The sequence below is a fragment of the Pseudomonas sp. RIT357 genome (genome assembly GCF_000632245.1).
In the GTDB taxonomy this organism is placed as follows: Bacteria; Pseudomonadota; Gammaproteobacteria; order Pseudomonadales; family Pseudomonadaceae; genus Aquipseudomonas; species Aquipseudomonas sivasensis.
This window is the reverse complement of sequence record NZ_JFYX01000012.1, coordinates 229,183-252,439: the sequence shown is the minus strand read 5'-3', so window position 1 is coordinate 252,439 and position 23,257 is coordinate 229,183. Positions and strand designations below refer to the sequence as shown.

At 57.0% G+C, this 23,257-nt stretch carries 19 protein-coding genes; 7 read left to right on the top strand and 12 right to left on the bottom strand.

Annotated features, from left to right (window positions below):
* Positions 1–68: 68 nt before the first annotated feature.
* The 5 genes from BW43_RS16935 to rplM form a co-directional block, all read right to left on the bottom strand.
* Positions 69–848 carry a cytochrome c1 gene (locus BW43_RS16935; RefSeq protein WP_032886245.1) on the bottom strand — a complete coding sequence of 260 codons (780 nt, stop codon included), beginning with the start codon at positions 846–848 and terminating at the stop codon, positions 69–71.
* Complete coding sequence (locus tag BW43_RS16940; RefSeq protein WP_032886244.1) at positions 848–2,059, bottom strand: cytochrome bc complex cytochrome b subunit; 1,212 nt, start codon at positions 2,057–2,059, stop codon at positions 848–850. The genes BW43_RS16935 and BW43_RS16940 overlap by 1 nt, the downstream gene beginning before the upstream one ends.
* Positions 2,059–2,652: a ubiquinol-cytochrome c reductase iron-sulfur subunit gene (petA, locus tag BW43_RS16945; RefSeq protein WP_032886243.1), complete on the bottom strand. Its 594-nt coding sequence runs from the start codon at positions 2,650–2,652 to the stop codon at positions 2,059–2,061. Before petA ends, BW43_RS16940 begins: the two co-directional genes overlap by 1 nt.
* Positions 2,653–2,918: 266 nt before the next feature.
* Entirely contained in the window at positions 2,919–3,311 is a 393-nt protein-coding gene (gene rpsI / locus BW43_RS16950; protein ID WP_003216038.1) for a 30S ribosomal protein S9, read from the bottom strand.
* A gap of 14 nt (positions 3,312–3,325) precedes the next feature.
* Complete coding sequence (gene rplM / locus BW43_RS16955) at positions 3,326–3,754, bottom strand: 50S ribosomal protein L13 (protein ID WP_003171742.1); 429 nt, start codon at positions 3,752–3,754, stop codon at positions 3,326–3,328.
* A 248-nt stretch (positions 3,755–4,002) separates the two neighbouring features.
* On the opposite strand from rplM, the gene BW43_RS16960 reads away from it, so the two are divergent.
* Positions 4,003–5,043, top strand: coding sequence for an NADP(H)-dependent aldo-keto reductase (locus tag BW43_RS16960; RefSeq protein WP_032886242.1), 1,041 nt, complete (start codon positions 4,003–4,005; stop codon positions 5,041–5,043).
* A 105-nt stretch (positions 5,044–5,148) separates the two neighbouring features.
* Here the strand turns inward: BW43_RS16960 and BW43_RS16965 are convergent, their stop codons facing one another.
* Complete coding sequence (locus tag BW43_RS16965; protein WP_032886241.1) at positions 5,149–6,285, bottom strand: acyl-CoA dehydrogenase family protein; 1,137 nt, start codon at positions 6,283–6,285, stop codon at positions 5,149–5,151.
* A gap of 220 nt (positions 6,286–6,505) precedes the next feature.
* Here BW43_RS16965 and BW43_RS16970 point away from each other — a divergent pair, with 220 nt between their 5' ends.
* The gene (locus BW43_RS16970; RefSeq protein WP_177326430.1) at positions 6,506–7,426 is read left to right on the top strand and encodes a GlxA family transcriptional regulator; all 921 of its coding nucleotides are present in this window, start codon (positions 6,506–6,508) and stop codon (positions 7,424–7,426) included.
* Positions 7,427–7,538: 112 nt separating this feature from the next.
* Here BW43_RS16970 and zapE read toward each other — a convergent pair whose 3' ends face one another.
* The 3 genes from zapE to BW43_RS16985 form a co-directional block, all read right to left on the bottom strand.
* The gene (gene zapE, locus BW43_RS16975; RefSeq protein WP_032886239.1) at positions 7,539–8,633 is read right to left on the bottom strand and encodes a cell division protein ZapE; all 1,095 of its coding nucleotides are present in this window, start codon (positions 8,631–8,633) and stop codon (positions 7,539–7,541) included.
* A 79-nt stretch (positions 8,634–8,712) separates the two neighbouring features.
* Entirely contained in the window at positions 8,713–10,068 is a 1,356-nt protein-coding gene (locus BW43_RS16980; RefSeq protein ID WP_032886238.1) for a tryptophan--tRNA ligase, read from the bottom strand.
* 24 nt (positions 10,069–10,092) lie between these two features.
* Positions 10,093–10,722: an alpha/beta hydrolase gene (locus BW43_RS16985; RefSeq protein WP_032886237.1), complete on the bottom strand. Its 630-nt coding sequence runs from the start codon at positions 10,720–10,722 to the stop codon at positions 10,093–10,095.
* 147 nt (positions 10,723–10,869) lie between these two features.
* On the opposite strand from BW43_RS16985, the gene BW43_RS16990 reads away from it, so the two are divergent.
* A complete protein-coding gene (locus tag BW43_RS16990; protein ID WP_032886236.1) occupies positions 10,870–11,307 on the top strand; it encodes a YhcB family protein in 438 nt (145 codons plus the stop codon).
* 167 nt (positions 11,308–11,474) lie between these two features.
* Here the strand turns inward: BW43_RS16990 and BW43_RS16995 are convergent, their stop codons facing one another.
* The 3 genes from BW43_RS16995 to BW43_RS17005 form a co-directional block, all read right to left on the bottom strand.
* Positions 11,475–13,199 carry an ABC transporter ATP-binding protein/permease gene (locus BW43_RS16995; RefSeq protein ID WP_032886235.1) on the bottom strand — a complete coding sequence of 575 codons (1,725 nt, stop codon included), beginning with the start codon at positions 13,197–13,199 and terminating at the stop codon, positions 11,475–11,477.
* A gap of 97 nt (positions 13,200–13,296) precedes the next feature.
* Positions 13,297–13,857, bottom strand: coding sequence for a response regulator transcription factor (locus tag BW43_RS17000; protein ID WP_003171731.1), 561 nt, complete (start codon positions 13,855–13,857; stop codon positions 13,297–13,299).
* A complete protein-coding gene (locus BW43_RS17005; RefSeq protein WP_032886234.1) occupies positions 13,850–15,112 on the bottom strand; it encodes an ATP-binding protein in 1,263 nt (420 codons plus the stop codon). Before BW43_RS17005 ends, BW43_RS17000 begins: the two co-directional genes overlap by 8 nt.
* A 396-nt stretch (positions 15,113–15,508) precedes the next feature.
* Between BW43_RS17005 and BW43_RS17010 the strand changes: the two genes are divergently transcribed.
* The 4 genes from BW43_RS17010 to BW43_RS17025 all read left to right on the top strand — a co-directional run bounded on the left by BW43_RS17010 (position 15,509) and on the right by BW43_RS17025 (position 23,199).
* Positions 15,509–16,213: an SIMPL domain-containing protein gene (locus BW43_RS17010; protein ID WP_032886233.1), complete on the top strand. Its 705-nt coding sequence runs from the start codon at positions 15,509–15,511 to the stop codon at positions 16,211–16,213.
* Between the two features lie 884 nt (positions 16,214–17,097).
* Positions 17,098–19,599: a hypothetical protein gene (locus tag BW43_RS17015; RefSeq protein WP_256226268.1), complete on the top strand. Its 2,502-nt coding sequence runs from the start codon at positions 17,098–17,100 to the stop codon at positions 19,597–19,599.
* Between the two features lie 111 nt (positions 19,600–19,710).
* Positions 19,711–21,312, top strand: a complete 1,602-nt coding sequence (locus BW43_RS17020; RefSeq protein WP_032886232.1) for an ABC transporter substrate-binding protein — start codon at positions 19,711–19,713, stop codon at positions 21,310–21,312.
* Between the two features lie 258 nt (positions 21,313–21,570).
* Positions 21,571–23,199, top strand: coding sequence for an ABC transporter substrate-binding protein (locus tag BW43_RS17025; protein ID WP_032886231.1), 1,629 nt, complete (start codon positions 21,571–21,573; stop codon positions 23,197–23,199).
* Positions 23,200–23,257: the final 58 nt, after the last annotated feature.

The following is a 23,257-nucleotide window of genomic DNA, read 5'->3' as shown; positions in this document are numbered from 1 at the left end:
ACCCGTTCGCTACGTATTCAGAGATGCCGCTGGGCGCGCAAGATTAACAGCAATTGCTTACGGTTGGATCAATGCACATCCTTCCAGTATTCGCGTTTGAGCAGATAGGCGAATACGAAGAAGAAAGCCAGGTACAGCAAGACGTAAGTACCGATGCGCTGGTGCTGCAGTTTTACCGGGTTGGCCGAGTAGGCCAGGAAGGTCACGAGGTTCTTGACCTTCTCGTCGAACTGCTCGTCAGTCAGCGAACCGGGGGTTTCGATCTTCAGTTGATCGCACGCTTCATGAGTCAAAGGCGTACCGGTCAACGGATCATATTGCTTCTTACCGTCTTCAACGACCTGGATCTGCTTGCATCCTACCACTTGCTTGCCCTGAAGGCCGACCAGAACGTTAGGCATGCCGACGTTCGGGAATACTCGGTTGTTCACGCCATAAGGCCGGGCCGGATCTTCGTAGAACGACTTCAGGTAGCCGTACAGCCAGTCGGTGCCGCGCACACGGGCCACCAGGGTCAGATCAGGCGGTGCGGCGCCGAACCAGGCCTTGGCGTCCGCAGGTTGCATACCGATATTCATGTGGTCGCCAATCTTGGCACCGGTGAACACCAGCTTATCCAACATCAGTTCGTGGGGAATGCCCAAATCATCGGCAACCCGCTCGTACCGCTGGAACTTGGCACTGTGACAGCCCATGCAATAGTTGGCGAACGTACGCGCGCCGTCTTGCATGGCAGCCTTGTCAGACACGTCGATATCGACTTTTTCCAGCTCCGGACCACCGTGCTCGGCAGCGAAGGACAGTAGCGGCAGCGCCGCAAGCATCAATGCAACGAATAATTTTTTCATCAGCCAGTCACCCTTTCCGGAACCGGTTTGGTCTTCTCAAGCCGGGTATAGAACGGCATCAGAATGAAGTAGGCGAAGTACAGGAAGGTGCAGACCTGCGACAGCAACGTACGTTCAGGAGTTGGCGCCAATACGCCCAACACACCCAGGATCACGAACGAAATGCAGAACACCCACAACCAGATCTTGCTCAGCCAGCCTTTGTAGCGCATGGATTTGACCGGACTTCGATCGAGCCAAGGCAACACGAACAGCACGGCAATGGCTGCACCCATGGCGATGACGCCCATGAGCTTGTCGGGGATGGCCCGCAAGATTGCGTAGAACGGCGTGAAATACCAAACCGGGGCAATGTGCTCAGGTGTCTTGAAAGCGTTGGCCTGTTCGAAGTTCGGCTTCTCCAGGAAATAACCGCCCATCTCCGGGAAAAAGAACACGATCGAGCAGAACACGAACAAGAACACGACCACGCCGACGATGTCTTTCACGGTGTAGTACGGGTGGAATGGGATGCCATCCAGCGGGATGCCGTTCTCGTCCTTGTGCTTCTTGATGTCCACGCCGTCCGGGTTGTTAGAGCCAACTTCGTGCAACGCCAAGATGTGCAGAACCACCAAGCCTAGGATCACGATAGGCAAGGCCACCACGTGCAAGGCAAAGAAGCGGTTCAGGGTGATACCGGAGATCAGGTAGTCACCACGAATCCACTGGGTTAGATCGTTGCCGATAACCGGGATCGCGCCGAACAGCGAGATAATCACCTGGGCGCCCCAGTACGACATCTGCCCCCAAGGTAACAGGTAACCCATGAAGGCTTCGGCCATCAGCGCCAAGTAGATCAGCATGCCGAAGACCCACACTAACTCGCGGGGTTTCTGGTACGAACCGTAGAGCAGGCCGCGGAACATATGCAGGTACACGACGATGAAGAACATCGACGCGCCCACGGCATGCAGCAATCGAAGGATCGCGCCATGGTTGACGTCACGCATGATGCCTTCAACGGAAGCAAATGCCTCCTCCGCTGACGGGGTGTAACTCATCGTCAGCCATACACCGGTCACGATCTGGTTGACCAGCACCAGAAGGGCCAGGGAGCCGAAGAAGTAGAAGAAGTTGAAGTTTTTTGGCGCGTAGTACTTGCTGAGATGGTCTTCCCACATCTTAGTGGCGGGGAAGCGCGCATCTACCCAATCCATGAACTTGCTCATCACGCGTTCTCCTTATCGAGGCCAATGACAATAAGGTCGTCAGTTTCGTAGGTATGCGGAGGCACGGGCAGGTTCAAAGGAGCAGGCTGGGACTTGTAGACACGACCGGCGAGGTCGTAGTGAGAACCGTGGCACGGGCAGAAATAGCCGCCGACCCAGTCCTTCCCCAGATCTGCCGGGGCTACTTCCGGGCGGAAGGTGGGCGAGCACCCCAGATGGGTACATAGACCAACCAGTAGCAGAATCTCTGGTTTGATCGAGCGCACTTCGTTTTTGGCGTAGGCGGGTTGGTCGGAATTCTCAGATTTTGGGTCAGACAACTGGCCTTCGATCTTTTTCAGATTCCCCAGGATTTCCTCAGTACGACGAACGATGAAGACTGGCTGGCCGCGCCACTCAGCAATCATCTGCTGGCCTGGCTCGATCTTGCTGACATTCACCTTCACCGGTGCACCTGCGGCTTTCGCCTTGGCACTGGGAAACCATGACCCCACGAACGGGACCGCAGCCCCCACCGCTCCTGCAGCACCCACCACGGATGTGGCTGCTACTAAGAAGCGACGCCGGCCTGCATTCACGCCGTCATTGCTCATTCAGTCCTCTCCCATCAGCTTTTTGGCCTGTTAAATCAGGCGTCTACTAAGTATTGAATCTTTACTTATAAAAATTTTGTCGGATGGTAATGAAAAGCCCCACGTATGACAAGGGAATTGCCCGAGGCTCTGCCTCCAGGCCTTGTAGTATAGGGGGTCTACGGATGTGGCAAGTTGTCACGGCGAAAAATCTAGATAAATCGCAGGCAATAAAAAACGCCCAGCTCCGTGAGGAGGCTGGGCGTTTTTGTGGAACGTAAAGCGAATTAACGCTTCGAGTACTGCGGACGCTTACGCGCTTTACGCAGACCGACTTTCTTACGTTCAACTTCACGAGCATCGCGAGTAACGAAGCCAGCTTTGCGCAGAGCGCCACGCAGGGTTTCGTCGTACTGCATCAGAGCGCGAGTGATACCGTGGCGAATTGCGCCAGCTTGACCACTTACACCGCCACCGATAACGGTGACATAGATGTCGAACTTCTCAACAGTCTCGGTCAGTTCCAGCGGCTGACGAACTACCATGCGGGCAGTTTCGCGACCGAAGAAATTTTCCAGAGTGCGGTTGTTGATCGAGATGTTGCCAGTGCCCGGACGCAGGAAAACGCGTGCGGTTGCGGTTTTGCGACGGCCAGTGCCGTAATTTTGAGTCGCCGACATAATGAACTATTCCGTTAAAACTTCAGTTCTTGGGGCTGCTGAGCAGCATGAGGGTGTACAGCGCCCGCATAGACTTTCAGCTTGCGAAACATATCGCGACCCAGTGGGCCCTTAGGCAGCATACCTTTGACCGCGATTTCGATCGGGGCTTCAGGCTTCTTGGAGATCAGGCCTTCGAAGTTCGAAGACTTGATACCGCCTGGGAAACCGGAGTGACGGTAGTACATTTTGTCTTGCGCTTTGTTGCCGGTAACACGTACCTGCTCAGCGTTGATGATCACGATGTAGTCACCGGTATCAACGTGAGGGGTGTACTCAGGCTTGTGCTTGCCACGCAGACGGCTGGCGACTTCAGTGGCCAGACGACCCAGGGTCTGACCAGCGGCGTCGACGACAAACCAGTCGCGCTGAACTGTTTCCGGTTTTGCAGTAAAAGTTGTCATTCTTTAATAGCCTCAGGGGCCGCCCTGTAAATTAGACGGCGGATCTTACTGAATAGTGCGTACTTTGACAAGTCAAAGGCAGCCGGATACAGACGCTATCGGGGGCTCGGGTCGGCGCGTCCGTTCAACGGCAAGATTCTTCGGCAGGCGGCGCATCACTTCCACTGCAGAAAGAGGTGGGCAATTATGCAGATTGCGAAAAAAAATTCAACCTGCTTTTATGATTGTTTTCCCCGAAGGAGTACCCGATGGATTATCGACAGCTGGGCCGTACGGATCTGAACGTGAGCGCGATAGCCTTGGGCACCATGACCTGGGGCGAGCAAAACAGCGAGGCAGAGGCCTTCGCGCAGATCGAGCGAGCCAAGGCCGCGGGGATCAACTTCCTCGACACGGCCGAAATGTATCCGGTGCCGCCCAAGGCCGACACCTATGCCACCACCGAGCGTTATATCGGTAATTACTTCAAAAGCCGTGGCGACCGTGCCGACTGGATCCTCGCCAGCAAGATCGCCGGCCCCGGCAACACCATCGACTACATCCGCGATGGCCACCTGCGCCACAACCGCAAGCACATCGTCGACGCCTTGGACGCCAGCCTCAAGCGCCTGCAAACAGACTGGATCGACCTCTATCAATTGCACTGGCCAGAGCGCAGCACCAATTTCTTCGGCCAACTGAGCTACAAGCACAAGGACGAAGACGACCTCACCCCACTGGAAGAAACCCTCGAAGCGCTGGACGAACAGGTAAAAGCCGGCAAGATTCGCCACATCGGCCTGTCCAATGAAACCCCATGGGGCACCATGAAATTCCTCGCTTTGGCCGAAGCCCGTGGCTGGCCCCGTGCAGTGTCGATCCAGAATCCCTACAACCTGCTCAACCGCAGCTTTGAAGTGGGCCTGGCGGAAGTCGCCATTCGTGAACAGTGCGGCCTGCTGGCCTACTCGCCCCTGGCATTCGGCATGCTCAGCGGTAAATACGAAGGTGGTGCACGCCCGGCGAAAGCGCGTCTGACGGAATACAGCCGTTTCAGCCGTTACTTCAACCCGCAGTCGGAAGCGGCTTGCAGCCGATATGTTGCACTGGCTCGGGAGCATGGCCTGGACCCGGCGCAGATGGCGTTGGCGTTCGTGACCCAGCAACCGTTCGTGACCAGCAACATTATTGGCGCAACGTCGCTGGAGCAACTGGACAGCAACATCGCCAGTGCTGATCTGACGCTGTCGAAGGAAGTACTGGAAGGGATTGAGGCGATTCAGAAGGATCATCCGAATCCTGCGCCTTGACTGATCTGTAGACCGCTATCGGGGGCAAGCCCCCTCCCACATTGGCATGCACTCCACATGTGGGAGCGGGCTCGCCCCCGATGACGCTCCAAGACCAGCAAAAAATCAAAGCGCCCGCGCAATGATCTCCTTCATGATCTCATTGGTTCCCGCATAAATCCGCTGCACCCGAGCATCCGCCCAGGCTCGTGCAATCGGGTACTCCCACATAAAGCCGTAACCGCCGTGCAACTGCACGCATTCGTCGAGCACCTTGCATTGCAGGTCAGTGGCCCAGTACTTAGCCATCGCAGCTGTAGGCACATCCAGCTTGCCCTCCAGGTGCAGCGCCATGCATTTATCGACAAACACTCTGCCGATCTGAATCTCAGTCGCCATCTCCGCTAACTTGAACCGCGGGTTCTGGAAATCGGCAATCGCTTTGCCGAACGCTTTGCGTTCACGGGTGTACTCCAGCGTCCATTGCAACGCCGCTTCGGCTGAGGTGATCGCGCCGATGGCCACGGTCAATCGCTCCTGGGGCAGTTCCTGCATCAAGTAGGCGAAGCCCATACCCGCCTGGCCCAACAAGTTTTCCTTGGGCACCCGCACGTCCTGGAAGAAAAGCTCCGAGGTGTCCTGGGCCTTCATGCCGACCTTCTCCAGGCGCTTACCCTTGGCGAAGCCGTGCGTGTCAGCCTCCACCAGAAACAGGCTGGTCCCCTTCGCGCCGGCCTTGGGATCGGTCTTGGCCACGACGATTACCAGCTCAGCCAGATAGCCGTTGGTGATAAAGGTCTTGGAGCCGTTGATCACATACTCGTCGCCATCCAGCACGGCGGTGGTCTTGACCCCTTGCAGGTCGGAACCGGCGCCCGGCTCGGTCATTGCGATGGCGGTGACCATCTCGCCGGAGATCAATTTGGGCAGGTATTTGTGCTTCAGCGCCTCACTGCCGTAATGCAGGATATAAGGCGCGACGATGTCCGAATGCAGAGAGAAACCAATACCGGTCAGGCCCAGCCGACTGATCTCCTCAATCACCACCGCACTGTAGAGAAAGTCCGCACCCAACCCGCCATACGCCTCTGGAAGATGAGAGCACAGCATCCCCGCCTCCCCTGCCTTGCTCCATAGAGTGCGGTCGATATACCCCTGTTTTTCCCATTGCCCATGGAACGGCGCGGCGTCTTTTTCGAGGAAGGTGCGCACGCTCTCGCGAAAGAGTTCGTGCTCCGGGCTGAACAAAGTTCTGGGAATCATGGGTCACCTGCGTGGATTGTCGGACAAAAACAAGCCCACAGAGCCTATGCCGCGAAAGCATGACAGGACACTGGACACATGCGACAAAAAATAAGACGATCCAGCCGTCTGGTGACCACTTTCCCCTATAAGAATAAATGAAATTATGTCTAACCAAATCTCCACGCCCCTGAGGCGCGTCAGCATTTTGGCCATTGATCGGGTATTCGCTTCGACCCTCATGCAAGCCAAGGATTTCTTCCACCTCGCAAGCCTGCGTTATGGCAAACAGCAAGGCCTGGGCCTGACGCCGGCGTTTGAAACACGCCTGGTGAGCCCGGATGGGCAATCGGTGCGCAGCTTCAGCGATGTGATCATGCCCGTGGACGGCGGCCTCGAAGACGCCGACATCATCGTATTACCGGCCTTCTGGGATGACTTCGACGCCCTGTGCACCCGCTACCCCCAAGTGCTGCCGTGGCTGCGTGATCAACACGCTCGCGGCGCCGTGCTCTGTGGCGAAGCCACCGGGGTGTTCTGGCTGGCCGAAGCTGGACTGCTCGATGGCAAGGAGGCGACCACCTACTGGCGCTTCTTCAATGCATTCAGCGAACGCTTTCCCAAGGTCCAGCTCAACCAGGACAAGCACCTCACCGACGCCGACAACCTGTATTGCGCCGGTGGCACTACCTCGGCGTGCGACCTGTATATCTACCTGATCGAACGCTTCTGCGGCGCCAACATCGCCCAGGCCGTGGCCCGTGACATTCTCTACGAAGTGCAGCGCAGCTACTCGCCGGGGCGTATCGGCTTTGGTGGGCAGAAGCTGCACCAGGACGTGATCATCCTGCAGATCCAGCATTGGCTCGAAGAGCATTTTGCCGACAAATTCCGCTTCGAAGACGTCGCCCGGGAACACGGCATGAGCATCCGCAACTTCATGCGGCGCTTCCAGACCGCCACCGGCGATAAGCCGCTGCATTACCTGCAACGACTGCGTATCGAGACGGCCAAGGGCCTACTCTCGGGCAGTCGCAAAAGCATCAAGACCATCAGTTATGAGGTGGGTTACGACGATGCGAGTTTCTTTGCGCGGTTGTTCAGGCAACACACGGAGTTGTCACCAAACCAATATCGCCAGCAGTTCCAGCAGGCCGCGTAAGCAAATGCGGGAGGGGGCTTGCTCCCGATAGCGGCGGATCAGTCAGTGCATCTGTTACTGAAAGACCGCTATCGAGGGCAAGCCCCCTCCCGCATTTTTTACTGTGTCGGTCTTAGGGTTTGTGCCCGCGCGACAGGAACTCGTGGGACTGCATCTCAAGCAAGCGACTCAGTGTGCGCTGGAACTCAAAGTTCAAGCGGCCGCCGGTATACAGGTCCTTGAGCTCGACTTCCGCCGAGATGATCAGCTTCACGTTACGGTCGTAGAACTCATCGACCATGTTGATAAAACGGCGCGCGATGTCGTCGGTGGTGACGCTCATCTGTTCCACGCCGCTCAAGATCACCGCGTGGAAAATCTTGCCCAGTTCGATGTAGTCGTTCTGGCTACGCGGACCGTCGCACAACTGGCGGAATTCGAACCAGGCCACGTCATCGCAAGTACGCAGCGCGATGATTTCGCGGTTCTCGATCATCAGCTTGTCGTTTTCCACCGCCTGAGTGCATTCCGGCGTCAGCGCGCGAAAGCTTTTGCGCAGGCTTTCGTGGGCGGCTTCATTCAGCGGGAAGTGGAACAGCTCCGCTTGCTCCAGATGGCGCAGGCGGTAGTCAACACCGCTGTCGACGTTGACGATCTCGGTGTTCTGCTTGATCAACGCGATGGCTGGCAGGAAGCGCGCACGTTGCAGGCCGTCTTTGTACAAGCCGTCCGGCACGATGTTCGAGGTGGCGACCAGGGTCACGCCGTTCTTGAACAGCTCTTCCATCAGGGTGCCAAGGATCATGGCGTCGGTGATATCGGAGACGAAGAATTCATCGAAGCAGATCACCCGCGCTTCATCGGAGAAGCGCTTGGCGATGATGGTCAGCGGGTTTTTCTCACCCGGCAGGGTCTTCATCTCTTCGTGCACACGCTTCATGAAGCGGTGGAAGTGGGTGCGGACCTTTTCCTTGAACGGCAGCGCTTCGAAGAAGGTGTCGACCAGATAGGTCTTGCCACGGCCCACGCCGCCCCAGAAATACAGGCCTTTGACCGGCGCATGGTCTTTCTTGCCAAACAGCTTGCTGAGCATCCCTGGCTTGCTTTGCGAGGCCGCAACCAGGTCGTCGTACAGACGTTGCAAATGACGCACCGCCGTTTCCTGGGCCGCGTCATGGAAGAACTCAGGGCGTTTCAGATCAGCTTGATATCGTTCTAGGGGCGTCATAATTTCGTTAGCAAGGCAACAAAAACGGGCCGTCACTGTAACGACGGCCCTGGATAATGGCAATCAACCCTTGGTCGGGTTAATCCTCGATTGGGGTCAACGCGATGCGCAACGCTTGGATGGCGGCATCGCGGGTCGCGCTGTCGGCGAACTGAGCGCTGTCGGCCACGGCCGCGCCGTCCAGCCAAACGCTGAAGCCCAAGGCTTCAGGACGCACGTCCAGCATCACGCCACTTTGCAGCTGCTTGGTCACTGCGCCAGCGGCTTTACCGTCGGCAAAGTTGCGCGACAGCAGCAGTTGCTCGCCATCGGCAGCCAACAGGCGGAAGCGGAAGCTGCCGTCGTCTTCGCGAAAGCTCACAAAGCGCGCTGCTTTTGCGGCTTTCTTCTTGGCGCTGACCGGAGCAGCAGTCTGCTCTACGAATGAACGCAAGCCAACCGCCTCACGCAACTCGGCGAGGAAAGGTGCGGCCACGGCACGGGCCTTCTTGGCGCCGACCAGCAGCAGGTCTTCCATGTCCGACGGGCGCGACATCAGTTGATGATAGCGTTCGCGGGCTTCGCCCAGTTGGCCGTCCAACAGCTGGAACAGACGGCTCTTGGCCTCGCCCCAGCCCAGGCCTTGCAGCAGCTCGCCGCGGAACTCTTCTTCCTGGGCCTTGCTGGCAAACGCCTGATAGAGGGTGAACAGGTGCGAGTTGTCCGGGTCCTTGGCTTCGCCGGGTGCGCGCGAATCGGTGACGATCCGCGAGATGGCGTCTTTCATGTCCTTGGCGCTGGTGAACAACGGGATGGTGTTGTCGTAGCTCTTGGACATCTTGCGGCCGTCCAGGCCCGGCAAGGTGGCGACGCTTTCTTCGATCAACGCCTCGGGCATGGTGAAGAATTCTTTGCCGTTGCCGAACAGGTGGTTGAACCGCTGGCCGATGTCGCGGGCCATTTCCACGTGCTGGATCTGGTCACGGCCGACCGGCACTTTGTGCGCGTTGAACATCAGGATGTCGGCCGCCATCAGCACCGGATAGCTGTACAAGCCCATGGTGATGCCCGCGTCCGGGTCTTCGCCGGTTTCCACGTTCTTGTCCACCGAGGCCTTGTAGGCGTGGGCGCGGTTGAGCAGGCCCTTGGCGGCGACGCAGGTCAGCAGCCAGGTGAGCTCGGGGATCTCTGGAATGTCGGACTGCCGGTAGAAGGTCACTCGATCCACATCCAGGCCACCGGCCAGCCAGGTCGCAGCGATTTCCATACGCGAGCGCTGGATGCGCTGCGGGTCATCGCATTTGATCAGGGCGTGGTAGTCGGCCAGGAAGTAGAAGGAATCGGCGTTGGCGTCCTGGCTGGCCAGGATCGCCGGGCGGATCGCACCGGCGTAGTTGCCCAGGTGCGGCGTGCCAGTGGTGGTGATGCCGGTGAGGATACGGGTACGAGTCGTCATGGGTAATCGCTTATCAGACTGCTATCAATTCGAGAGGCGCGGCAGTACCAGATCCTTGAGATCGGTCAGCTTGCCATGAAAAAAGTGTCCGCATTCTGCCACTTTCAGCAGCTCATGGGGGCGATTCAGAGCCGCGGACCAGTCGTAGACGAGTTGCGGCTCGACCACTTCGTCGGTTTCCGGCTGGATCAGGGTCAACGGGCAGCCTTGGGGCAGTACATCCGTGTCGCTCAGGCGCATCACAGCGGCAGCGACCATAAACAGGTGTGCGAGTTTTTCGCCCTTGGCTTCCAGGCGACCACCGAGGCTGGCTGCCACATAACCACCGAAGGAAAAACCAAGTAAGGTCATCGGCAGTCCGGGATGTTTTTCCCGCAGCCAGGTAGCGGCCGCTTCAGCATCGTCGACTTCGCCAGTGGCCATGTCGTGGGTACCGGCACTCGCACCGACGCCACGGTAATTAAAACGCAGCGTAATCAAACCGGCGTCGCGGGCGGTACGTTGCAGGGTCGAAACGACTTTATTGAGCATGGTCCCGCCCTGCACCGGATTAGGGTGGCAGATCAGCGCCAGGCCACGTGGCTCGGGGTGATCCAGGTACAGGGCTTCCAATTGGCCTACCGGGCCATCGATCAAAACGGGGGTTTCACGCATGAGCAAGGAATGAACTCCGTGACCTCTCAAAGGGTCGACTCGTCTAGCTAAAAGTCTGTGCATGGCATCATTGCGAGCTTAATCGCGGTATACAGCGCAGGTTTGAGCCGTTAACGTAAAGCAAAGCCGTTTATAGAGGAAGGACTCGTGGAACACTCGCTCTTAGTTTGGTTGTTGCCGACTCTTGCCCTGGTTGCCGGTGTCGCCATTGGATTCCTGGTTGCTCGCCTGCTGCCGAATGCCGCGCCTAACCGCACGCAGCGTCAGTTGGATGACATTCAGGAACGTTTTGACAGTTATCAGAACGAGGTTGTTACCCACTTCAACAGCACCGCAAACCTGGTCAAGAAGCTCACTCAGAGCTATCAGGAAGTACAGGATCATCTCGCCGATGGCGCCAATCGCCTCGCCCTCGACGACATCACTCGTCAGCGTCTGCTGGCTGCGCTGCATTCCGATGCACCGCAAACTCCGCGGGAACGCCTGACCCCACCTCGGGAAAACCAGGAGCCACCACGGGACTACGCGCCAAAAACGCCAAACGCCCCAGGGATGTTGGATGAGCATTACGGCTTGAAGAAGTAAGTTATTTTCAAGCAATAAAAAAAGCCCGGTTGATCGATGATCAACCGGGCTTTTTGTTGGCCCTCGCCCTTGTGGGAGGAGGCTTGCCCCCGATGGCGTTAGATCAGTTGATACATGTGCAGACTGACACACAGCTATCGGGGGCGAGCCCCCTCCCGCATTGGTTTTCAGGCCACGGGCTGTTCTTGAAGCCACCCTGCCTCGATGCGCACATGCCGCCCATGGAAGCGCTTGAGGCTGCTGCGGTGGCCGACACTGACAATGCTCAGCCCCGGCAACTCATCAATCAGCGCCTTATACAGCGTCGCCTCATCCTCTTCATCCATCGCCGAAGTCGCTTCGTCCATGTACAGCCATTGCGGCGCGAACAGCAAGGCCCGGGCAAAGGCCAGGCGTTGCTGCTCGCCCGGTGAAAGCATGCGTTGCCAGTGGTTGGCCTCGTCCAAACGCGTGACCAGGTGCGGCAGGCGGCAGGTTAGCAGGACCTGTGCATAACGTTCTGCCGGGTAGGTGCTGTCGTCCTGTGGATAACTCAACACGGATTTCAACGTACCAATCGGCAGGTAGGGCTTCTGCGGAAGGAACAGATAACGCGCCGCCGGCATGCGAATGCTGCCGTAACCCTCCAGCCACAGATGGCCCATCGCGCGCAGCAAGGTGCTTTTGCCGCTGCCGGAACGGCCGCTGAGCATCAGGCGCTGGCCTGGTTCAACAATCATGTTGGCATCGGTCAGCAAGTGGCGACCATCGCTCAGGTTCATGCCCAAGCCCTGCACTACCAGACGCTCGCCCTCCGCGCTGACCTCTATGGCTGCCGGGCGTTGCTCGTTTTCACTCATGGCTTGCTGGAAGCTCAGTAGACGGTCACTGGTAGCACGCCAGGCGGCCAAGTCGGTGTAAGCGCTGATAAACCAGCTGAAGTTACTTTGCACGTTGCCGAACGCCGAGTTGATTTGCATGAGCTCACCCAGTTCGATCTTGCCGGCAAAGTAGCGAGGCGCGGCCACGACAAATGCAAAGACAATCGCAATCTGCTCATAGCCGGCGGTGAAGAATGTCAGGCGCTTGGACACCTTCATGATGTCCCAGAAGTTGTGCCAGACCTTGCCGAAACGCGCGCTCAAGCGCTGGTTCTCGTTGGGCTCGCCGTTGTACAGGGCAATGCTCTCGGCATTCTCGCGCACCCGCACCATGGAGAAACGCAAGTCAGCTTCGAAACGTTGTTGTTGGTTGCTCAAGCCAATCAAGCGGCGACCGATCAGATGGGTCAACCAACTGCCGACACCGGCGTAAACCAGCGCACACCAGAACATGTAGCCGGGGATGGTGATGCCGAACACCTCAATGCTACCCGACACGCCCCAAAGGATGACGGAGAACGACACGAGGCTGACGACATTGCGCAGCAGCCCGAGACCAAGACTTAACGTGTTCGAGGTGAAGCTATTGAGGTCTTCCGAAATACGCTGGTCCGGGTTATCGGTGTAACCGCCCTGCTCCAGCTGGTAGTAGTTTTTTTGGCTTAGCCAGCGCGCAAAATGCTTTTCAGTGAGCCACGCCCGCCAGCGAATGGTCAGCATCTGCGTCAGGTAAAGACGGTACACCGCGGCGAGAATGGCCACCGCTGCGATGCCGCAGAAATAGCCGATCTGCTGCCAGAAAGCGGCGGTGTCTTTGTTCTCGAGGGCGTTGTAGAAGTCCTTGTACCAGTGGTTGAGCCACACGGAAATCGCCACGCTAAACAGCGACAGGGCGATCACCGCTGCCAGCAACAACCAGGCCTTACCTTTCTCTTCACTGTGCCAATAGGGCGTGATCATCGCCCAGGTTCGCCGAAAAAATTGCCCACGCACAGCGTCGTTGACCGCAGAGTACTCAGCGTTCTGATTCATCGTTCAGGCTCGTAGGAAAGAAGGCAGGCGTTTGAACCGATCATAGTTGATCGGTTCAGGGCTCCGTGCGGCCTGAAGCGGGTTGTTCAGCCTAGGTTCAGCGTCGTACCGGACGTTTCTGCAGCTTGCGTTGCAGGGTGCGGCGGTGCATGCCTAGGGCGCGGGCGGTAGCGGAGATGTTGCCTTCGTGCTCGGTCAGGACACGCTGAATGTGCTCCCACTGCAGGCGGTCCACCGACATCGGGTTTTCCGGTACCAGGGTGTCGAGGTCGGCATGCTCGGAGAGTAAGGCGGCCAGCACATCGTCGGCGTCCGCCGGTTTGCACAGGTAATTGCAGGCGCCGCGCTTGATGGCCTCGACGGCGGTGGCGATGCTGGAGTAACCGGTGAGAATCACCACGCGCATTTCCGGGTCGAGTTCCAGCAGCTTGGGCAGCAGCACCAGACCGGAGTCGCCGTCCATCTTCAGGTCGAGCGCGGCGTAGTCCGGCAAATCGGCCTGTGCGATGGTCAGGCCTTCTTCAGCCGAACCTGCGGTGCTCACACGAAAGCCGCGACGGCTCATGGCGCGCGCCATCACGCGGGTAAAGGTAGCGTCGTCATCTACCAGCAGCAGGTGCGGCAGTTCTTCGCCTTCGACTTGGATCTCGTCACTCATCGATATCTCCTCGTGCAACACGGGGCAGGCGCAGCTCGGTGAGCGTGCCGCCTTCCTCATGACTATAGAGCTTCACTGAGCCACCCGCGCGGGTCACGCTGGCCTTGCTCAAAAACAGGCCCAAGCCGAAGCCTTTGCCCTTGGTGGTAAAGAAAGGTTTGCCGATCTGCTCGGCAATAGCCAGCGGCACGCCGGCGCCGTGGTCACGAATGCTGATGGTCACGTTTTCTGCGTCCCAATCCAACTGCACGCCAAGGCCTTCCGGGCAGGCGTCGGCGGCATTGTTCAGCAGATTGAGCAGCGCCTGAGTCAGATCCGGCGGCGGCGCCATGCGCGGTACTGTGCCCTGCCCCAGCAGACTGAAACGATAACTGGCTTCGGGACGCATCAGGTGCCAGCGGTTGAGCGCTTCGTCGAGCCACTGTGTCACGTCCTGCATCTCCACCGCCAGGCGGCGATTGGCTTCGGCGGCGCGCACCAATTGCTGCAAAGTCTGCTTGCACTGCTTGACCTGCTCGCGCAATACGCCGAGGTCTTCTTGCAGCGCAGGATCGGGGTGGTCCTGAACCATTTCGTTAAGCAGCACGCTCATGGTGGCCAGCGGCGTACCCAACTCGTGGGCGGCTCCGGCGGCCTGGGTGGCAACGGCCAGCAGTTGCTGGTCGCGCAGGCCTTCTTCACGGCGAATGGCGCGCAGTTCTTCCTGGCGGCGCAGTTCTTCGGCCATGCGCGCGGCGAAGAAGGTAATGACGGCGGCAGACAGGGCAAAACTCAGCCACATCCCATAGATCTGCAGGTTTTCCCGGGCAATTGGGAACGTTTGCAGCGGGTAGAACTGTGCCAGCAGCAAGGTGTAGAGGGTCAGGGCGATACCCGACAGCACCACCGAGTAGCGCCACGGCAACGTCACGGCGGCGATGGTCAACGGCACCAGGTAATAAGACACGAACGGGTTGGTGGAGCCACCGGAGAAATACAGCAACACACTGTGGATAAACAGATCGCAGGCCAGTTGCAGCGCGTATTCAAGTTCGGTCACCGGCCATGTAGTGCGCAAGCGGATGGCAGTGAACACGCACAGCACGATAGAGAAACCAAGGGTCACGCCCAGTTGTAGCCAAGGCAGCGGCAGCAGGTCGAACCAATAGGCAAGCCCGACCGAACCGGCCTGCGCGGCCAGTACCAGGGTACGAATGAACGTCAGGCGCCAGAGATTCTGGCGGGTGGCGGAAGTCAGTTTTACGGCGGCGAGCATGAGCTCTCCCGGTGAGCGCAGCGGGTAGATCGCATCGAGTATAACCAAGACACGACGATGGCAGGGTGCGTGCGGCAAACCGCCACAGCACCTTCGCACACATATTCTGCGGCATTCATTCAGGAACCGCTGTGAACGACGGACCACCCAAGGCGCATTTCCCACGCGTCACTCAGGCGGTGCCCATGACTGTACTTGATCACAGCAGGACCGAGGGCTGGTTGCGGAAGTTCTGAAATAGAACCTCAGCTACAGGCCCACCGCTTCCACCCGGCAAGGCGCAGTCGCTGAGCCTGGCAAACGGCCCTTCTACAATTTGTTTGTATTGTGTAAACCCGAAGAACCCCACGTCGCCGTCTACAGTCATACCGAACACGAATATCCCAAGGAGCTTCCATGTCTCGTTTCAATCGCAGTGCAGCCGTTCTCACCCTCAGCGCGCTGGCCAGCCTTCCGGCGCTGGCCGCCGATGAGCTGCATTACAACCAGATCTCTCTGCGTGCCGAAGTCAGCCAGGAAGTGGCCCGCGACAAGATGATCGTTACGCTCTACACCGAGTCCCAGAACAGTGACCCGGCCAAACTCGCCGCCACTATCACCACCGCCATGAACACAGCGCTGGGCCAGGCTCGTGAAGTCAAGGCTGTGACTCTGCGCCAGGGCAGCCGCAACAGCTACCCGATCTACGACAACAAGACCCAGAAAATTACCGGCTGGCGTGAACGTGCCGAACTGCGTCTGGAAAGCGCAGACTTCCCGGCACTGTCCAAACTCACAGGCGAGCTGCTGAGCACCCTGAAAATGGACAGCATGGATTTCGCCATCGCCGACAGCACCCGCAAGGCCAGCGAAGACGCCCTGCTCAAGGACGCGGTGGCTGCCTTCAAAGCGCGCGCGCAACTGGCCACCGACGCCCTGGGCGGCAAGGGTTACAAAATCGTCAACCTGAACTTCAACACCAATGGTTATCCACAAACCTACGCACGCGGCGCGATGATGATGAAAGCTGCCGAGATGGATTCTGCACCGACGCCCGAAGTCGAGGCCGGTACCAGCCAGGTCAACATGAGCGCCGATGGGGTGATCGAAGTCTTGCAGTAACCGTTTCAATTCATAAAAACGGCGCAGCCTGATGGCTGCGCTTTTTTTTTGCCTGTCATTCCATCAATGCAATAACGCCCAGCGGCGCCCGCCAAACAAACCACACTTTAATAGGGTCACCGCTATCAAAGAGGGCGATGCCGATACAGCTGCCCCCGAACGAAGCAGACCTATACTTAAAAATAAATTGCACATAAAACTCCAACATAAAAATTGAACCGTTACCTTGTGGGCTGCCACTTAGTTAAGCCAACCACTTCTAACCCACTGCTTAACTAATCGAACACACCAACAGGAACCAATCACACAACTTTTATGCTTCGGCGCAAAACACGAAAACCGTAAATTTCAATTACAACACAACTCCATTCAGGCACAGGGCAACCAGGCACCGACAAGAAGTCGGAACAAAAACTTATGCCTGATAGATCGACATAGAAAACACTATTCGAGCGCTCATAAGGATGATGGGATTGCGAGAGTTAACCCAATGGAAACGACGCGAAACATGATCTAACCAGCATCAAAATACCGGCAGTTGAAAACAATAGTCACACCGAAGCTATTGCTTGGCGACGGACGATTAACACTATGACATCCACGAGTAAAATGAGCCTTTAATGAACATACATTCAGCGTCCCCACTTCCACCTGCACATCGCCATCATGCTCATTCAATCAGCGCTCCCCCCTCTTCACAGAATATAACTGAGAGCGGAAGGGGCACCTCGCGCCATACGACGAGTCCGGCCACGCCCAGCAATCCTGAAGCAGCTGTCCAAACAAGAGTGATTTATGGGTCAGACACTTTATCTGCGCCTTCGGCTGGCTACACCCTGCAAGAACGCAAGCAGCGCATCAATGATTACGCTTTTCGAGTCATGATGCTGACTGAAAAAATACCCAGCATCAATCAGGGTGAAAGAAGCGTTAACTTCCAGAATGCCCGACTGTTCATGGAGCCCGCCGGCTACTTCAGCGGTGGTTTATTGGCCGCGGGGTACGACCCTCATGAAAAATTCACAGTGACGTTCTCTTCCTACACGGGAATGGGAAAGCCGGAAAACCTGAGCAGCAGGTCGGAGCGCACCTACTTTGCATGGGAAATTGCAGCTGGTGCTTTAGCGCACGATAAAGTGCAACGGGGCGGCCCGGTCAACTTCAACGAAATGGATATAGCGGCGAAGGATAAAAGAAAGATCGACCAACTGGAGTCGGTAGGTAAAACCCTTCAAAATCATTGGGAAAATGAAGTATCCAAACCCATGCGCGATCCTTCGGGCCCACTGGCGGCCATCTCTGGAGAAGCGGACGCGTATGTTGTAAAGGGAACATTGCAAAGCCTGCGCAGTGATATAGGGAGCTTTAACAAGTTAAGCCCTCAAGGGCAACAAGCGGTCGCGCGCACCCTGGACAACAACTCGCAAGTCATCATTCCAAACGTATACGGCTATCCAATGTCAGGATATGCCTTTATTGCGTACACCCCTTATGATGGAAATTATGAACACCGGCCCAACCAAGGGTTAATGATTGACATCAAGAATGGTTCTGTCCATGAGTTACATGGTGATGCAGCTTTTGCAAGCTGGGCTAAAGACAACCACTCTAACTTACTGAGAAGTTTTAATACCCGAGACATACAAGGAGGCAAGGATTCGCACTGGCCAAGTGCGGCCTATGTGCTTGATACGTTAATCTCAGGAGCCAATGCCCACTTCCCTGGTTATCACAACTTCCTTTCAGATGAGGAGATACCGGCGGCGCAACTATTTAACTACACCCGAGCCCGAGGCGGTGATTATCGGTTGAAGTTTGGCACCTTGAACAATGGCGTGGCCTCTCACTATCAAGCGGTGAATGCCAAGAATGCGTTATGGTCCGACCAGACTGAAGTCTTTGGTTCCTCGCAGCAGGACTGGAAGTCTGCGAAAGACTTCTGGGGTAATACATTCGGGTACGTCCCTGTCATTGGTAACACGGGCAACATCGTATTCGGCGTCCATGATGGCCTCTACGGTATGACGGCAGAAGATCGTGTGGGAGGCAATGCAGCAGCGGTCATATCAAGCCTGCAATTGGCCCATGAACTTGCTCCAGGCGCTGTAGAGTCCGGACTGAGTGACACCCTAAAGGGTACTGGCCTTCCGAGTGCCGAAAATTACACCTGGAAGCGAAACTCGCAGACACACGACTTTGAGTTCGTGAACGCTCCCAAGCCCCCAAAAAATACCGATGACATCAGCGTTCCAACTAAAGGACTGCCTGGCAACCGGCTGCGCCCCAGCCAAGCGGGGAACATCAGCCAGCACGCGGTGCCGGACGGCGAGCAACTGATCAAAAACACTGCACCCAACGCCAAGGGTATTTATCAGATCAAGGATGCGAGCACAGGCGCCGACCGGTGGCTCATCCGCTACGCCGACGCAACCGGCACCAGCAAGGTGTACGAGATCCGGGAGGATTTCAAACTGAGCAACAACTATGTGCAGATCATTGACCGCGAAACCAGACTGCCAGTGACGACTGTCCACTCTTCGGGCAATGGCGAATGGGTGTCGGCCAAAGGAAACGGCGGTATCAGGTTGCCCTGGGGGCGCAGCATCTCACCCCCACAAATCGAGGAAATAAAGCCCACACCGTCCTTTGCCAATCATTTCCTCAATACCGACGGCAAACAGATGGAAGGTTCCGCAAGAGTCGATGAATTCTTGAAAATCAAAGCGGGAACCAACTACGACTTCGCCACTACCAATTTCGAGGTCAGCGGAAGCCGCCCCAGAGCGAATTTCAAGGTGTTTTGGAACATCGACGAGACTGGATTTTCCGTTGAATCGGGTGAAAAGGCACAGCTCACGGAACACAGCTCCAGCGAATACTCACCCAACTTTGTTTTGGATATAAACCGCAATCCCTACAGCGTCACCTCGACCGAAAATGGGCTAACCGAGACCCTGCAACTGGACGCCACGGCGGGTTCGGCCGAAAGCATCAGGCAAGCGAGGCTCAGGCAGTTTGAGAGCGCAATTGCTGATGCGGACCTACGTGCGCGCATTTCCGAAGTAGCCCATCAAGGCTCAATAGCCCCGGCCACCATTGAATTGAACGGCAGTTCGGTACTGCAGGATGGCTACTACTTTGGCGCTGACGACACCCAGTTCCACATCAATCACGACGTGTCTAATGGCGGGTCCGATAGCGTGACGACGGTCCGGATCACCTCCAAAGGGCACCTCTCCAACCCGGAAAAAGATATCAACCGTGTTCCGGGTGTGGAGGTGATCATCAAGAGAACGTTCACGATCCGGGAAGGCAATGATCTGGATAGTTTATTCACGATCGACAAAGACGCCCCCACTCACATCGAAGTAGTGGTCGCCCCATAGCCGAAGCCTGGCTACAACGCCCCCTTACATGACGCCCCTGAACGGCGGTAACCTCGGTCACCGCCGTTTTCATTTGGCTACGGTTACATGCCTGCCACTTCAGGGGTCTCCATGGAAAGAATCGCCTTAAAACCGCTCCTCCTCGCCGCCGGCCTGCTGGCGTTCATGCCAATGGCCCAGGCCGCCAGCACCCTGGTCTATTGCTCCGAAGCGAGCCCCGCCGGATTCGATCCCAGCCAGTACACCAGCGGCACTGATTTTGATGCTTCCGCCGAAACCGTGTTCAACCGTCTGACCCAATTCAAGCGCGGTGGCACCGAAGTCGAACCCGGTCTGGCAACAAGCTGGGATGTGTCCAGCGATGGCCTGACGTATACCTTCCACCTGCGCGATGGCGTCAAGTTCCACACCACCGATTTCTTCACGCCCACCCGTGACTTCAATGCCGAAGACGTGCTGTTCACTTTCAACCGTCTGCTCGATTCCGACAGTCCGTTTCGCAAGGCCTACCCTTCCGAATCGCCGTACTTCACTGACATGGGCCTGAACACCACGATCAAAAGCGTCGAAAAACTCGACGAACATACCGTGCGTTTCAACCTGAACAATGTCGATGCGTCCTTCGTGCAAAACCTGGCCATGAGCTTTGCCTCGGTGCAGTCCGCCGAGTACGCCGCGCAATTGCTCAAGCAAGGCGCAGCCTCGGACATCAATCAGAAGCCGGTGGGCACCGGACCATTTGTGTTCAAGCGCTACCAAAAGGACTCGCAGATTCGCTACGTGGCCAATAAACAGTATTGGAAACCCGAGGACGTAAAGCTCGATAACCTGGTGTTCGCCATCACCCCGGATGCCGCGTCGCGCCTGCAAAAACTCAAGGCCGGCGAATGCCAGGTCAGCGGTTACCCGCGCCCCGCCGATATCGAAGTGATGAAACAAGACCCGAATTTGCGCGTGCTGCAGCAAGCCGGGTTCAACCTGGGCTTCCTGGCGTACAACGTGACCCACCCGCCACTGGACCAGCTCAAGGTGCGCCAAGCCCTGGACATGGCGATCGACAAGCCGGCGATCATCAAGGCCGTGTACCAGAGCGCCGGGCAATTGGCGCAGAACGCACTGCCACCGGCGCAGTGGTCTTATGACCCCACCATCAAGGACGCCCCTTACGATCCCACCAAAGCCAAGGCGCTACTTAAAGAAGCAGGGGTTGCACCCGGTACCACCATCAACCTGTGGGCGATGACCGTACAACGCGCGTCCAACCCGAATGCGCGCATGTCGGCGCAGATGATCCAGCAGGATTGGGAAAAAGTGGGCATCAAGGCCAATATCGTCAGTTATGAATGGGGCGAGTACATCAAGCGCGCCAAAAATGGCGAGCACGACGCGATGATTTACGGCTGGACCGGTGACAACGGCGACCCGGATAACTGGCTCGGCGTGCTCTACAGTTGTGCCGCGGTGAAGGGCAGCAACTACGCCAAATGGTGTAACCCGGCCTATGACAAGCTGGTGCAGCAAGCAAAGGTCAGCAGTGACCGTGAGCAGCGCATCAAGTGGTATCAACAGGCGCAAAAAATTCTTAAAGAACAAGTACCTATAACGCCTATTGCAAACTCGACGGTTTTCCAACCCCTGCGCAAAGAAGTCAAAGACTTCAAGATCAGCCCGTTTGGCCTGACGCCCTTCTACGGCGTGAGTCTAGATAAGTAACAGCGACGCCCCAACCAAGTGCGCTAGACGCCTTGGTTGGGCTTTTTTGGTGCGCCCTGCGCACCGAAAAAACCCTCAAAACAGATACAAATATGTCAAAACTTTCATAATTGCGACATTCCTGTACGTTCGTACCACTCTTTCCCGCCTGCAACGGTTCAGCATCTTGCAATGGGTATGGCGCCTGCATAAGTATCCGCAGGCCGACTCACGAGGTCGCCCTCACCACCAAAAATGACAACAAATCATGAGGCCAACATGCTTAAACACGCAGTCATTCCGTTAATTGTTAGCGCTGGCCTTATGGCCGCAGCCCCTTTCGCCCAAGCGGCGACTAACCTGGTGTTCTGCTCCGAAGGGAGCCCGGCCGGTTTCGATCCAGGCCAGTACACCACCGGAACAGACTTCGATGCTTCGGCCGAAACCATGTTCAACCGTCTGAGCCAGTTCGAACGTGGCGGCACCGCTGTTGTTCCTGGCCTCGCCACCAGCTGGGACGTATCCCCGGATGGCCTGACGTACACTTTCCACCTTCGCGAAGGCGTCAAGTTCCACACCACCCCGTACTTCAAGCCCACTCGTGAATTCTCGGCTGACGACGTACTGTTCACCTTCAACCGAATGATCAACAAAGACGATCCATTCCGTAAGGCCTACCCCACTGAGTTTCCGTACTTCACGGACATGGGTATGGACACCAACATCAAGAACATCGAGAAAGTCGACGCCCACACCGTCAAGTTCACCCTTGGCACCGTGGACGCCGCTTTTATCCAAAACCTGGCGATGAGCTTCGCGTCGATCCAGTCGGCCGAATATGCCGCCCAGTTGCTGAAGAACGGTACGCCTCAGGACATCAACCAGAAGCCAATCGGCACTGGCCCGTTCGTGTTCAAGAGCTACCAGAAAGACTCGAACATTCGTTACACCGGCAACAAGGACTACTGGAAACCTGAAGACGTGAAGATCGACAACCTGATCTTCGCTATCACCACCGACCCGTCGGTGCGTATCCAGAAGCTCAAGAAAAACGAATGCCAGATCACCCTCTTCCCGCGTCCGGCCGACCTCAAGGCGCTGGGCGAAGACAAGGACCTGAAACTGCCGAACCAGGCCGGTTTCAACCTGGGTTATGTCGCCTACAACGTCATGGACAAGGTCAAGGGCAGCGACCAGCCCAACCCACTGGCTGACCTGCGCGTACGCCAGGCGCTGGACATGTCGGTCAATAAGCAGCAGATCATCGACTCCGTTTACCAGGGCGCCGGCCAACTGGCCGTCAACGCCATGCCGCCGACTCAATGGTCCTACGACACCACCATCAAGGACGCCGCCTACAACCCCGAGAAAGCCAAGGCGCTGCTCAAGGAAGCGGGCGTCAAGGAAGGTACCGAAATCGTGCTGTGGGCCATGCCGGTTCAGCGTCCGTACAACCCGAACGCCAAACTGATGGCTGAAATGCTGCAGAACGACTGGTCCAAGATCGGCCTGAAGGTCAAGATCACCAGCTACGAGTGGGGCGAGTACATCAAGCGTTCCAAGGGCGGCGAGAACCAGGCCATGATCATTGGCTGGAGCGGCGACAATGGTGACCCGGACAACTGGCTGAACGTGCTGTTTGGCTGCGATTCCCTGTCCGGCAACAACTTCTCCAAGTGGTGCGACAAGAAATTCGACGGCGTCGTGAAAGAAGCCAAGGCCACATCGGATGTCGCCAAACGCACCGAGCTGTATAAGCAGGCGCAACATATCCTCAAAGATGCAGTCCCGATGACACCTATCGCGCACTCGACGGTGTATCAACCCATGCGCAACACCGTGCAGGACTTCAAGATCAGCCCGTTTGGCTTGAACTCCTTCTACGGCGTGAGCGTCAGCGGCAAGTAAGGATCATTGACGGCGACGTTTCGTAACGTCGCCGTTATTACATCCGCCTGGCCCTTAG